The following is a 13,075-nucleotide window of genomic DNA, read 5'->3' as shown; positions in this document are numbered from 1 at the left end:
AGAAAAGAAAGCTAATTTGCTTATTTTTAAATAATTAATCTTTAATATATTAGTTATTATTTAGCTGAATAAAAATATAGTCATTATAAAAAAAATGATAATTTTAATTAAAGTGTGATGAGGTTAAAAGTTATTGTTTATAAATGAGAAAGTAGACAAAAATGCCTCATTGAAAATAGACTGTGAGATATGTTAAAAATGCGTATAAATGCGTAAAAACAAATTTAAGTTAAATTGCATTTATATTTTATATTTATGGGGATGGAAGATTAAATGGAAGATGCATTCCAAAATCTGAAAGTAATGGTAATTGATGACTCAAAAACCATTCGCCGAACAGCCGAAACTTTATTACAGCGAGAAGGCTGTGAAGTGATTACTGCGGTGGATGGATTTGAAGCTTTGTCCAAAATTGCAGAAGCAAATCCAGATATTGTTTTTGTCGATATCATGATGCCTCGTTTAGACGGTTATCAAACTTGCGCTTTGATTAAAAACTCTCAAAATTATCAGAACATTCCCGTTATCATGCTCTCTAGTAAAGATGGTTTATTTGATCAGGCAAAAGGGCGTGTGGTAGGTTCAGATGAATACTTGACGAAACCTTTTAGCAAAGACGAATTGTTAAACGCGATTCGTAATCATGTAAGTTCATAATTAAGTAATTTAAGGGCAAAGAAATGGCACGTATTCTTATTGTTGATGATTCACCAACAGAAACTTATCGTTTTAGAGAAATTCTAACCAAGCACGGCTATGACGTACTTGAAGCATCTAATGGCGCAGATGGTGTAACTTTAGCAAAAGCTGAACAGCCTGACCTAGTGTTAATGGATGTTGTTATGCCTGGTGTAAATGGTTTTCAGGCAACACGCCAGATTACCCGCGATGAAGACACTAAGCATATTCCTGTTGTTATTGTGAGTACTAAAGATCAGGCAACTGACCGAGTATGGGGTAAGCGTCAAGGTGCAATCGATTATTTGATTAAACCTATCGAAGAAAAGCAATTGATTGATGTAATTAAACAATTTCTAAATTAACTCATCCATCCATAAAAACATAAATAACGGGATTGTGTGCCCGTTTTATAGGATCGAGTATGGCAGCGAATGGATTTATCGAGTTACTTCGTTTGTCTAAACGGGGTAATAAGAATTACGCTTCAGTTCAAAATGAAGCACAGCGATGGTCAGGGATTGCTTTTGAAATGAGAGGGCAATACTTCGTCGCACCACTTGGGGAAGTGTCAGAAGTTATCTATCCACCGAAATATACGCCAGTTCCAAATGCTCAAAGTTGGGTAAAAGGTTTAGCGAACATTCGGGGAAGGTTGCTTTCAGTTTCTGATTTGGCTCATTTTATTTCAGGGCAACGAAGTACATTTTCGTCTGCCCAAAAAGTGTTATGTATTAGCCATCACGACCAGTATGTGGGGTTGGTTGTGGATCAGGTCTTGGGGATTCAGCACTTTAATAAAAAAAGTTTTTTTTCTCAAAGCTTAGACTTAGAGGAAAACCTAAAAGATTATTGCCAAGGTTATTTTCATCAACATAACCAGCATTGGCATGTCTTTTTATTTAGTCGTTTATTGCAAAACCCACATTACATGAATGCATCGACAAAATTTATAAACTAATTTTTTACGCTGTGAAAAACAGAGTATTTTCTGGGGAGAAGCTATGGGCTTTAAGCTTAAAAAGAAAGGCGGCAATCGTGTTGCGTCCGAAAAATCGGGTCTCAATTTTATTGCAAAAATCCAGTCAGGAATTGAGCAATACGCCAGTTTATTTGGGGAAAGTGAAAAGTCCAAGCCTATCCTTTATGTAGCGTTGTTATGTTTGGTATTTGCTTTAACTTCGCTCGTTTATTTATTTTATAGCGTACCTCGACATAACGAATTAACACGTAGTTTAGGTGAGTTGCGTTTATTGTCACAAACAATTTCTAGACAGGCTACTGAGGCAACGGCTTCTGGTTCACCTAAAGCTATGAAAGAGTTAGCGGAATCAAATAAACTTTTTGCAGAAAATATCAAAGATGTTGAAAATATTCATGGTACATCTTCAAAAGAATACAAAAAGGTTGCAGTTCTGTGGAAAGCTTTGTCGTATGACATTAACTTGATCTCGTCACATCAAGACGTAATTAATCAGTTATATAACATGAATATCTCGATTAGTGATTCTATTCCAGAGATTCAGGCTGAATATAACTTGATGGTTGATAAGATGGTTCGCGAAAAAGCCCCAAGTAGTCAGGTGATTATTGCTAAGAACCAAGTATTTATTGCAGAACGTATTTTACGCTCTATTAACACTGTTTTGGTTGGTACTGAAAACTCTCAGACCTCAGCACATGACTTTGGTGTGGATATTGAGACGTTTGGTGTGTATTTAAATGCACAGTTAAACGGAAATGCTGAATTGGGTGTTGCTAGAGTTGAGTCTCCGGAAGTACGTGAGTCTTTGGAAGGTATTAAATCTGAATATGATAAAGTTTTAAAATCTGCAGCGGCATCAGTTCTTAAACATACAGATCAGATTGTAAACGTACGTCAGTCATCAGGCGAGATTTTGTCGGAATCTGATGAAATGTTATCTGTATTAGGTGATCTTTCTGAGAAAACACAATATGGTTGGAAGGCCTTTGCTTTAGTTGCTCTTCTCACATTATCACTTCTTGGTTTAATTAGTTCAGTCTTAAAGCTTTTATCACTTCGTAGTAAAGCAGATAAACAACGTGTAGCTACCTTGCAAGAAGAATATGACCGTAACCAAAACGCGATTTTACGTTTACTAGATGAAATCGCTGACTTGGCAGACGGTGACTTGCGTTCATATGCAACGGTATCTGAAGACTTTACGGGAGCGATTGCCGACTCGATTAACTTTGCGATTGACCAATTACGTGATCTTGTATCCCGAATTCATGAAACTTCTCAGGAAGTTGCCCGCTATACGCATGATACACAGAATATTACTAACCAGTTGGCAGAAGCATCAGAGCATCAGGCACAAGAGATTGCTGGCGCATCAACTGCAATGAATGAAATGGCGCAATCAATTGACCAAGTATCTTCAAATGCATCGGAGTCTACCGAGGTAGCAGAACGTTCGGTACAAATTGCTTCTAATGGCGCACAAGTGGTAAACCGTTCAATTGAAGGTATGGACACGATTCGTGAACAGATTCAAGAAACCTCTAAACGTATTAAACGTTTGGGTGAGTCTTCACAAGAAATTGGTAACATCGTATCGTTAATTAACGACATTGCGGACCAAACAAACATTCTTGCATTAAATGCAGCAATTCAAGCATCTATGGCAGGTGAGGCAGGACGTGGTTTTGCCGTGGTTGCAGATGAAGTACAGCGTCTTGCTGAACGTTCAGCATCGGCAACTAAACAGATCGAAACTCTGGTTAAAACAATTCAGACCGATACTAACGAAGCTGTTATTTCAATGGAACAAACAACAACTGAGGTTGTACGCGGAGCGAACTTGGCAAAAGATGCGGGTATTGCCTTGGACGAGATTCAAAAAGTATCTGGTGACTTGGCAAACTTAATGGCCAGCATTTCTGATGCAGCAAAACTTCAGTCTGCATCTGCGAGTCATATTGCGACAACCATGACCGTCGTACAAGAAATTACTTCGCAAACGACAACTGCAACATTCGATACAGCACGTTCGGTTTCTGAATTAGCAAATATGGCAGAGTCATTACGTGAATCGGTAACGGACTTTAAATTACCTGATTAAATTGGGGACGAGGATAGCTGTTTCTATAATAGCTATCCTTTTAAAAGTATTAACAACGCTAGGTAAATATTGGGGACACAGCTATTTATCTAGTGTTGACTCTGTCGTTTTTCTCCATTTAGGAGACAAGCAAAAGAAGCCTTTGCTATGAAAGAAATATTAAAAACTTTAACTGAAGCAATGATGCTACCGGAAGATAGCTATTCTCAACAAGATGCTGAATTTCTTGATATCTTCGTTGAAGAAATTGAAGAAATTTTTGTTGAATTGCAATCTTTGATTCATGAATGGATGCAATCTAAAAATGTTGCTACGCTGACTGAGATCCGTCGCCATTTTCATACCTTGAAAGGTTCAGGGCGAATGATTGCAGCGAAATCCTCTGCTGAGCTTGCTTGGACTGTAGAAGATACGCTTAATCGGATCATCAATGAGAGTCTCACATTAACTCCCAACATCCAACAATATGTTCAGTTGGTATTTAAGTTCTATTTCTTTAAATTAGTAGATGACTTTAAGTCTAAAAAGGAACATGCAGTAGATTTTAGACCTCTTATTTTATTGGGACAACAATTACAACAACAGCAAAGTTTAGAGCCTGCTTTAGAAGAACTTTTATTATTGTCTGATACTCTCACTGCGGAAACTAAAACTGGTTTAGAGGTGAATGATTTAGAGCCGGTGTCAGATAATTTAATTCTAGAAACCACGATAGAAAGTGAACATAATCTTGCTGAAACCTTAGTTTTATTTATGGAAGAAGCGGAAGAGCACTTAGCGACCATTGATCAATTTTTAGAACAAGAAATACATCAGCACGAAAGTTATAATGCGCTCATACGTGCGTTACATACATTGCGCGGTAGCTCGGCAATGGCTCAGGTAGAAGCAATTTTTGATGCTAGTACGAAGGTTGAGCATTTATTCAAAATCTTATTACAAGAAGAACTTTCTTCTCATTCAGAAGAGATATTATTACTCCGTGATTACAGAAAGTTTATTCGAAATTGTTTAGATCTATTAGCTGCACACTGCTCTAATGACCAATTAGATTCTGACCTGAAACAATTCAATCAGGTTTGGGATGCGTATATGGAGCAGCATGGGGAGCATTCAAGCCCACTCATGCCTCCACATGGTCTGGTATCTCAGCTGTTACAGCTCAATGTTTCAGAATTACTTGATGCAGAGTTAGATTTTGAAAAGGGAATTCGTTCTGAGTTTCCTCACTATCTTGAACGATTAAGTGAACAAGCTAACTTGTTACTGCAACATACTCAGTCTCAGGCCATGGTTGGTTTATATGAATATACGAACCAGTTGAAAGATAGCTATGACGTATTGCTTGATCGACCTGATTTATTGCAATCAGATTATGTTTTTGAAATTTATCAGAAAGCACATCAACAATTAATTCAGTTATTTGACGCATTAGCTGCGGGTCAACGAGTTAGTATTATTGAGCAACACCAAAATGTTTTGGAAGAGCTAAAACTATATACCCAACATATTCCAAGCCTTAATTCTGAACCATTAGATAATCAGGATGTTATTGAGACATTATTTAGTGTTGATGTAGAGCAAACATCACATCAATCTCCAGCATCTATCGAAAGTGTATTAACTGATCATGTAACAATGAGTCAGAGTATGCATTTAGATCGCCAGTTCATGTCTACTGAGCACGTAAATCGTTATTTTGATCCAGAACTGTTAGATATTTTTCTTGAAGAAGCCGATGAGTTGCTTGAAGGAATGGATACAGATCTTAATATTTGGGTTAATGATCAAGAGAACTTCGCTGCTCTTAATAATCTGATGCGTTATTTGCATACCTTAAAAGGTGGAGCAAATATGATTCAGGCAAATTATATTGGTTTAATTGCACATGAATTAGAAAGTATTTATGAGCGCATAATTCAAAGACAATTGGTTGCTTCATCTGCTCTTATTGATTTTATCCGTCTGGTTCAAGATGATTTAGCTGACCGTCTACAAATAGTACGTGAGCAGCACCTAGATTATGCGGCTTCTTATACAATTCAAGCGCTTAAGAATGCCGGTAAGTTATATGAGTCACTTGGTTCTGTTGTTAAAGAGATGCAAGTTGAGTCTGAAACAGATGTTGTATCAGAATTAAATGTTGAAGTATTACAGCAAGAAGCTATACATGATACTGCTTTAAATCTCGATGAGTTAACTTCTAATTTTGAGCAGATTGTTGAGTCTAATACTCGACTTGTTGAGCACACAGAATTACAAGTTTTTGATGCAGAAGGCTACACAGACAGTATCCAAGATCAGGATATTGATTCTGTTGTCGAGCAGACATTTATGGAGGAAGCGGCCGAGCTTTTAGAGATGGCCGATCATCTATTAAAGCAGTGGTTTGAGCAGCGTACCAATCGTAGTATCTTACTTCAGCTACAAAGAGCAGTGCACAGTTTGAAGGGTGGTTCCCGTATGTTGGGACTAGAAACTGTGCAAGCAATTGCTTATCAACTTGAGAATGCTTTTGAAAAATTTGCGCTTTATCATTTTAGCTCAAATATTTATGACAACTTATTAGAGAGTGCAATTGTCTGGCTAAAAGAGGCAATTTTTAAGCAAAATTATCAACACTTCGATGGCTTGCAGCATAGTTTAGAAAATATTCAGTTTATTGAAACGGCAATTCAAATTCCGAGTAAATTGACTAGAACTGATCTATTTGGCACGGAACCTGTAATGAGTTTTGTGCAAGGTGATGGTACAGAACCACCGCCAATGATGGGTGCATGGGAACAAACCCAGCATCTTGAACAAAATAATGAGATGATCCGTGTTTCAGCAGACTTAATTGAGAAAATGATTGATTTGTCTGGTGAAAATTCGATTAACCGTTCACGCATTGAAATGGATCTTAGCCAATTTGGTCATACGCTTGTGGAAATGGAATTAGCCATTCAACGACTTGCAGACCAGTTACGTCGAATGGAAGGCGAATTAGAAACCCAGATTATTGCAAAACACGGTATTGAGCACTCTCGTTATACCGAATTTGATCCTCTAGAGATGGATCAATATTCTTCATTGAATCAATTATCGAAATCACTTGCCGAATCTGCATCGGACTTAGTGGATTTCAAAAATACTTTATCGGAAAAAATCAGAGATACCGAAAGTTTATTGGTACAGCAATCACGTATTCAGGCTGAAATTCAAGAAGGGCTAATGCGAACACGTTTAGTGCCATTCTCTCGATTGCTACCTCGTTTACAACGAATTGTAAGACAGACTTCTACTGCATTAGATCGACCAGCAGAGCTTTTTGTTAATAATACCGAAGGTGAGCTAGACCGGACAATGCTAGAGCGTTTAGTTACACCGCTTGAGCACATGCTTCGAAATGCAATTGACCACGGTCTAGAAGATCGTGTGCAACGCGAACAAGCAAAAAAACCAGAAACTGGACGTATTGAACTAAATATTCACCGTCAAGGTACGGATGTTATTGTTACGTTTAAAGATGATGGTCGAGGTATTGATATCGAGAAAGTCCGTCAAAAGGCCCTCTTATCTGGTTTGATTAATTCTGAACAAGTATTAGAACATCAAGATATTTTGCAGTTGATTTTCCATCCTGGGTTAAGTACAGCCGATCAAGTCACTCAGATTTCAGGTCGTGGTGTAGGACTTGATGTTGTACAAAGTGATATTAAAGCTTTGGGCGGACATGTAAGTGTTGACTCTGTTTATGGACAAGGAACAATCTTTACCATACGTGTTCCAACCACAGTAGCTGTTAGTGATGCCTTAATGGTTAAAGTTGCTGATCAACAATTTGCAATTCCGTTAGCTCAAATTGATCGAATTGTTCGAGTTTCACCAACATCATTAGAACAGTATTTTGGAAGTGCACAAGAGTTCTTTGAATTTGAAAATAAACGCTATCCATTACGCTATTTATCTGAGTTTGTTGGTAATCAGCCGATTCCACGTTTAAGTGGGATGATGTATTCGCTACCAGTATTAATGATTAAGGCCAATAATGGGCAAACAATTGCATTATTGGTTGATCAGCTTATTGGTTCACGAGCGCAGATTGTAGTTAAGCCAATCGGGCAGCAGTTCTCTAGTATTGGTGCGATTGCAGGTGCAACTATTTTAGGTGATGGTCAAGTTTGTCTAATTTTAGATGGACAAAATATTGCTCGCCAAATTCAGTCTACTCGTCGACATAAGCCGCTCAATGAGACTGTCTATAGACAACGCGAGTCTGATGAACGCCGTCTCATTATGATTGTAGATGACTCTGTTACAGTCCGTAAGGTAACGACTCGTTTACTCGAACGTCAAGGCTATGACGTAGTCACTGCTAAAGATGGTATTGATGCAATTGAGCAGTTGGAAAATATTAAACCAGATCTGATGTTGCTTGATATCGAAATGCCACGAATGGATGGTTTTGAGGTACTTAACCTCGTACGACATCATGATCTACATCAACATATGCCAGTTATTATGATTACATCAAGAACTGGTGAAAAACACCGTGAACGAGCATTTGCTTTAGGGGTTAACCAATACATGGGTAAACCTTTCCAAGAAGAAGACTTACTGCACAACATTGATGCTTTTTTCACGACACGTGAAGAGGAACTTGCCTAATGAAAAATCAGATAAGTACATCATTAATTAATGAAATGGATCAGCAAGAACTTCAACACTTAATCACTGTTTCAACTGGTTTTATTGATGCATATATTATTGAATGTGATCAGCAAGTGCCGATGCTATTGCCACAAAACATCGTGTTATCAGCGATGGATGTTAAAAATGGTATTAAGCATATTGAGTGGCATGACGTAAAGCTTCCGGTCTATTCATTGCATAATGAAGTTGACTCGCGAGCGGTGGCATTGGTTATTGAAAGTGAAGATATCAGCCAACGTTTTGCCCTCATCTGTAAATCGATGCCAGCTTCAGTTCGTTTACGTATTTCTGAAGTCGTAGATGAAAATGAAGATATACAAGATACTTTACAGAATCCAAGTGTATTTAAATATGTGCGTATGGAGAATCAACGCTACCACGTGCCTAATTTGCAATATATACAAAACACAATTCATCTATAAAAAAAGGAACTCATTTGAGTTCCTTTTTAATTTCTATTTAGCTAATAAATTTTCTAAAATTTGCTCATAAATATCAGTTAGGGGATCGAGGTCATGCACATCAACATGTTCATTAATTTGATGAATTGTTGCGTTAAGAACCCCTAGCTCCAAGACCTGTGCACCTGTCGGAGCAATAAAACGTCCGTCAGAAGTACCACCACTTGTTGAAAGCTCAGTTTCAGTGCCAGTTACATTTAAAATAGAAGTTTGAGCGGCATTAACGAGTTCACCGATTGGAGTCAGGAAAGGTAAACCAGACAAATTCCAAACGATTTCATATTTTAAACCGTGTTTATCTAAAATCTCATGAACACGTTGTTTAAGCTGTTCAGCTGTCACTTCTGTTGAATAACGGAAGTTAAAAGTAACTTCTAACGTACCCGGAATTACGTTGGTTGCACCAGTTCCAGCATGAATATTTGAAATCTGAAATGATGTTGCTGGGAAATATTCATTTCCATTATCCCAAACAGTTTGGCATAGCTCTGTTAAAGCAACTGATGCCTCATGAATTGGGTTAAGTGCTAAATGTGGATAAGCAACATGGCCTTGTTTGCCTTGGACCTTTAATACTGCATTAAGCGAACCACGACGCCCATTTTTAACAATATCACCTAATTTATGAGTACTTGAGGGTTCACCTACCAAACACCATTTAATTTTTTCGTTACGTTCTTCGAGAGTCTCAATAACCTTGACCGTACCATTAACAGCAGGACCTTCCTCATCTGAAGTAATCAGAAATGCGATAGAACCTTTATGGTTTGGATGTTTTGCTACAAAACGTTCAGATGCGACAACCATAGCTGCCAAAGCTGTTTTCATATCTGCCGAACCACGGCCATATAGTTTTCCATCGCGGATTTCAGGTGCAAATGGATCTGAATTCCACGATTCTAATTTACCTGTCGGAACGACATCAGTATGGCCTGCAAAACAAAATACAGGCTCTTCAGTTCCGCGACGTGCCCAGAGATTATCTACATCACCAAAACGCATTGGTTCAATATGAAAACCAACTTGGCTTAAACGGTCTGCCATGATGGTCTGGCAAGTATGATCAATTGGAGTAACAGAAGGTTGTTGTAAAAGTTCTAGGCTAAGCGAGAGAGTATCTGAATGGTTCATACCGGAAATTGCGTGCTGATCAGGTGAAATATAGTCCGATATAATAGGCGAATCTCTACGTGATGGGTACGTAAAAATAAAAAAACCTTATCGGAACGATAAGGTTTTTTAGTGATAACTCTAACTTACATTTTATCTTGCGTTTTTTCAGCAGTATTTGTTACAGCATCACCTGCTTTAGAAACATCTTTACCGAAACCCTTAAACGTATTACAGCCTGTTAAAACAACAGCAATCATGACAGAAGCAGCTAAAACTTTTTTCATCATTTTCTCCGTTTAAATTTAATAATGAAGTAAATTTAGATTAAAAAACAATCGGAAAAAGAAACATGACTGTTTAATAGTAAAAACGTTATAAAATGTTTCTAGAAACTTAAATTTCTTGTTAATTATTTAAATTTCTGCAAGTTGGACTTAAATTTTAAGTATGTAGGATGTCTAAACATGTAAAACCGAATTTCCGGACTATTTTTACAATATAAACCGTCTGTCCACCAATGTGCTGGGGCAGAACTAGGTTGTTTATTTGGACACAGCCATTCGTGTCTTTCTAATCGATAAAAAGAAGAATGAGGAATTGTGGTGCCCCAATACCCTAAACGACGCTGTAAATTTATCCATTCAGGTAGGGGCTGTTGTAAATTTAAATCTAGAGGAAGATAAAGCTGACCCTTTAAAACCGAAAAACGTTGTTGAATTTCGAAGTTTAAGGCTTCCGGAAACTGAAATTGTTTGTTCGTAAAGTGATAAAGCTTTTTACTTAAAGTATCCTGACGGTTTAAGCCAATCCATTGTTCTAAATGTAAATCTGCCTCACCGAGATAATATTTTAAGGCTACTTCCCAGTGTTCAATTTCTTGAGTTTCTTTATTTAAAATCAAAAAATCTAGTTCTCCTAAAGTTTTTGCTCCCTCAATTTTTTGAATGCTATGTCCTAATAGTTGATAGGAGTGATACTGATCCTCTTGCAACCAAAACCAGAGTAAATGCTCAAAGCGTAAACCTAAGCGTGTACTTTTAAGCTGAGATAAAAACCGAATTAAAGGCTCTGGAGTTTGATCAAGCTCTTTCAAACGCGGCAAATAGTTTTGAAAATGAACTTCCCAAAACTCACTTGTATGTAGCTTAAAAAGATGTTGTATACATAGACTTTTTGGTATTTGACAAAGTAAATTTGGACTAGCAATACAAAAAGCGAGCTGTCTAACTATAGGATGCTGAAATTGAAGCCATGGCTCGAAATAGGACGTTTTAACTGAGGCAATATTCATACATTTAATACTCGAAGTAATTCATCCTAATTTCATAACGGATCAACAAAAAATATTAGAAAAACACTTTATACTAACGCTAACAGCAGGTTAAGGTTTATATATGCGAACATTGTTCTGGCGCTCTTTAGTCGTGATTTTTATCACGCTAGGCATTATTGGAGCAATTTTACCAGGTATGCCAACAACAGTGTTTTTGATTCTGGCTGCTTGGGCTGCGTCAAAAGGCTGGCCACAAATGGATAATTGGTTGTTAAATCATCCTAAATATGGTCCAACGCTACGTGATTGGCGAGCTAATGGCACAGTGCCTCGTAAAGCGAAGTGGATTGCAAGCATAATGATGGCGATTAGCGGAATTATCATGCTATTCACTTCAGCACCACTTTTAGTCAAGGTTTTTACTGATCTTACTATGTTCATCGTTGCAGTTTGGTTATGGCTACGCCCTGAGCCAAAATAAAAGATTGATAATCTTTTATTTTGGCGTAAGACAAGCAGTGAAACTGCGCGTAGATAAAAGAAGATTGATAATCTTTTATTTTGGCGTAAGACAAGCAGTGAAACTGCGCGTAGATAAAAGAAGATTGATAATCTTTTATTTTGGCGCAAGACAAGCAGTGAAACTGCGCGTAGATAAAAGAAGATTGATAATCTTTTATTTCCAATGCAAGACAAGCTCTTACAACAATTTTTAATTAAACTCAATGTATTTGAGTTGATATAAGAGAATAAGTTCAATGTCTCAATTTAAGCTCGAAGATGCGGATGTTCTTATCGATTTAGCAAACCAAACATTAACTTTGCCTAAACATAATAAGTTTTATGTCATTTCTACAGGAAAGAATGGAATTGGTGAGCAGGAAAACACGGGTAGAACACCGCGCGGATGGCATAGAGTAGCCAAGAAAATTGGTGCGGAGTCTCCACAGAATGCGGTTTTTATTGCACGTAAGCCAACAGGGGAGGTTTATAGCACTGAGTTAGCTACCCAACATCCTGAACGAGACTGGATACTTTCCCGTATTCTTTGGTTAGATGGCCTAGAAGAAGGTTTTAATAAAGGCGAAGGCCATGACACCATGCAGCGTTACATTTACATTCATGGAACTCCAGACACGCAACCAATGGGTGTGCCAATGTCACATGGCTGCGTTCGAATGCGTAATGAAGAAATCATTGAGCTATTTGATTTAGTTGCTGAAGATGCATTAGTTTATTTATCTGAACAATCTTTAACCTGAGAGCAAGTTTTATCTAATCTTGATGAGCTGTGTAAATGTAGTAAATATTGAAATAAGTGTTTAAATAAAATACAAAAAATTGTTTTTTACTTAATAATGACTTATTTTTAATCATTCATTCGCATTTTTTTAAAAAGAAGTCGAAAAGCGTTTGACACCTGTTAAAGATTCTCTATAATGCACCTCACAAACGATGAAGACGTTAAGGGCGCTTAGCTCAGTTGGTAGAGCGTCTGCCTTACAAGCAGAATGTCGGCGGTTCGATCCCGTCAGCGCCCACCAAGCCTTTACGTTAAGCTCTCAAGTGCAGCGGTAGTTCAGTTGGTTAGAATACCGGCCTGTCACGCCGGGGGTCGCGGGTTCGAGCCCCGTCCGCTGCGCCACTTAAGACTTAACATCGTTTACCCCACAATTTCGATATTGTGAAAGTGCAGCGGTAGTTCAGTTGGTTAGAATACCGGCCTGTCACGCCGGGGGTCGCGGGTTCGAGCCCCGTCCGCTGCGCCA

The 13,075-nt window shown here is 37.9% G+C and carries 11 protein-coding genes and 3 tRNA genes; 11 read left to right on the top strand and 3 right to left on the bottom strand.

The window, feature by feature from the left end; all coding sequences use genetic code 11:
• Positions 1-273 precede the first annotated feature (273 nt).
• The 6 genes from pilG (at position 274) to ACS604_RS13235 (ending at position 8,881) form a co-directional block, all read left to right on the top strand.
• The gene (gene pilG, locus ACS604_RS13260) at positions 274-657 is read left to right on the top strand and encodes a twitching motility response regulator PilG (RefSeq protein WP_000389061.1); all 384 of its coding nucleotides are present in this window, start codon (positions 274-276) and stop codon (positions 655-657) included.
• Between the two features lie 23 nt (positions 658-680).
• Positions 681-1,043 (top strand): response regulator, encoded by a 363-nt coding sequence (locus tag ACS604_RS13255; RefSeq protein WP_004789266.1) that lies wholly within the window; start codon positions 681-683, stop codon positions 1,041-1,043.
• Between the two features lie 59 nt (positions 1,044-1,102).
• Positions 1,103-1,639 carry a chemotaxis protein CheW gene (locus ACS604_RS13250; RefSeq protein ID WP_005309806.1) on the top strand — a complete coding sequence of 179 codons (537 nt, stop codon included), beginning with the start codon at positions 1,103-1,105 and terminating at the stop codon, positions 1,637-1,639.
• A 43-nt stretch (positions 1,640-1,682) separates the two neighbouring features.
• A complete protein-coding gene (locus tag ACS604_RS13245; RefSeq protein ID WP_004789270.1) occupies positions 1,683-3,764 on the top strand; it encodes a methyl-accepting chemotaxis protein in 2,082 nt (693 codons plus the stop codon).
• Between the two features lie 147 nt (positions 3,765-3,911).
• On the top strand, positions 3,912-8,414 hold the full coding sequence (locus ACS604_RS13240; RefSeq protein WP_474771939.1) for an Hpt domain-containing protein: 4,503 nt from the start codon (positions 3,912-3,914) through the stop codon (positions 8,412-8,414).
• Positions 8,414-8,881: a hypothetical protein gene (locus ACS604_RS13235; RefSeq protein WP_004789275.1), complete on the top strand. Its 468-nt coding sequence runs from the start codon at positions 8,414-8,416 to the stop codon at positions 8,879-8,881. The genes ACS604_RS13240 and ACS604_RS13235 overlap by 1 nt, the downstream gene beginning before the upstream one ends.
• Before the next feature lie 33 nt (positions 8,882-8,914).
• On the opposite strand, the gene dapE is transcribed toward ACS604_RS13235, so the two are convergent.
• The 3 genes from dapE to ACS604_RS13220 all read right to left on the bottom strand — a co-directional run bounded on the left by dapE (position 8,915) and on the right by ACS604_RS13220 (position 11,324).
• Positions 8,915-10,051, bottom strand: coding sequence for a succinyl-diaminopimelate desuccinylase (gene dapE / locus ACS604_RS13230; RefSeq protein ID WP_474771938.1), 1,137 nt, complete (start codon positions 10,049-10,051; stop codon positions 8,915-8,917).
• A 125-nt stretch (positions 10,052-10,176) separates the two neighbouring features.
• Complete coding sequence (locus ACS604_RS13225; protein WP_003655297.1) at positions 10,177-10,320, bottom strand: entericidin A/B family lipoprotein; 144 nt, start codon at positions 10,318-10,320, stop codon at positions 10,177-10,179.
• 122 nt (positions 10,321-10,442) lie between these two features.
• Complete coding sequence (locus ACS604_RS13220; protein WP_474771937.1) at positions 10,443-11,324, bottom strand: DUF1853 family protein; 882 nt, start codon at positions 11,322-11,324, stop codon at positions 10,443-10,445.
• A gap of 103 nt (positions 11,325-11,427) precedes the next feature.
• Here ACS604_RS13220 and ACS604_RS13215 point away from each other — a divergent pair, with 103 nt between their 5' ends.
• The 5 genes from ACS604_RS13215 to ACS604_RS13195 all read left to right on the top strand — a co-directional run bounded on the left by ACS604_RS13215 (position 11,428) and on the right by ACS604_RS13195 (position 13,075).
• Complete coding sequence (locus ACS604_RS13215; RefSeq protein ID WP_005309821.1) at positions 11,428-11,787, top strand: YbaN family protein; 360 nt, start codon at positions 11,428-11,430, stop codon at positions 11,785-11,787.
• Between the two features lie 277 nt (positions 11,788-12,064).
• Complete coding sequence (elsL, locus tag ACS604_RS13210; RefSeq protein WP_004789284.1) at positions 12,065-12,568, top strand: cell wall-recycling L,D-carboxypeptidase ElsL; 504 nt, start codon at positions 12,065-12,067, stop codon at positions 12,566-12,568.
• Positions 12,569-12,774: 206 nt separating this feature from the next.
• A tRNA-Val gene (locus tag ACS604_RS13205) sits at positions 12,775-12,850 on the top strand.
• 24 nt (positions 12,851-12,874) lie between these two features.
• Positions 12,875-12,951, top strand: a tRNA-Asp gene (locus ACS604_RS13200).
• 47 nt (positions 12,952-12,998) lie between these two features.
• Positions 12,999-13,075: transfer RNA gene (locus ACS604_RS13195), tRNA-Asp, on the top strand.

This window comes from Acinetobacter sp. Li1LvA2 (assembly GCF_056156705.1).
This window is presented reverse-complemented; position numbering and strand designations above follow the sequence as displayed.

Bases quoted from the DNA above. Each gene is read 5' to 3' on its own strand.
- pilG (WP_000389061.1), top strand. From the start codon at position 274: ATGGAAGATGCATTCCAAAATCTGAAAGTAATGGTAATTGATGACTCA.
- ACS604_RS13255 (WP_004789266.1), top strand. From the start codon at position 681: ATGGCACGTATTCTTATTGTTGATGATTCACCAACAGAAACTTATCGT.
- ACS604_RS13250 (WP_005309806.1), top strand. From the start codon at position 1,103: ATGGCAGCGAATGGATTTATCGAGTTACTTCGTTTGTCTAAACGGGGT.
- ACS604_RS13245 (WP_004789270.1), top strand. From the start codon at position 1,683: ATGGGCTTTAAGCTTAAAAAGAAAGGCGGCAATCGTGTTGCGTCCGAA.
- ACS604_RS13240 (WP_474771939.1), top strand. From the start codon at position 3,912: ATGAAAGAAATATTAAAAACTTTAACTGAAGCAATGATGCTACCGGAA.
- ACS604_RS13235 (WP_004789275.1), top strand. From the start codon at position 8,414: ATGAAAAATCAGATAAGTACATCATTAATTAATGAAATGGATCAGCAA.
- dapE (WP_474771938.1), bottom strand. From the start codon at position 10,051: ATGAACCATTCAGATACTCTCTCGCTTAGCCTAGAACTTTTACAACAA.
- ACS604_RS13225 (WP_003655297.1), bottom strand. From the start codon at position 10,320: ATGATGAAAAAAGTTTTAGCTGCTTCTGTCATGATTGCTGTTGTTTTA.
- ACS604_RS13220 (WP_474771937.1), bottom strand. From the start codon at position 11,324: ATGAATATTGCCTCAGTTAAAACGTCCTATTTCGAGCCATGGCTTCAA.
- ACS604_RS13215 (WP_005309821.1), top strand. From the start codon at position 11,428: ATGCGAACATTGTTCTGGCGCTCTTTAGTCGTGATTTTTATCACGCTA.
- elsL (WP_004789284.1), top strand. From the start codon at position 12,065: ATGTCTCAATTTAAGCTCGAAGATGCGGATGTTCTTATCGATTTAGCA.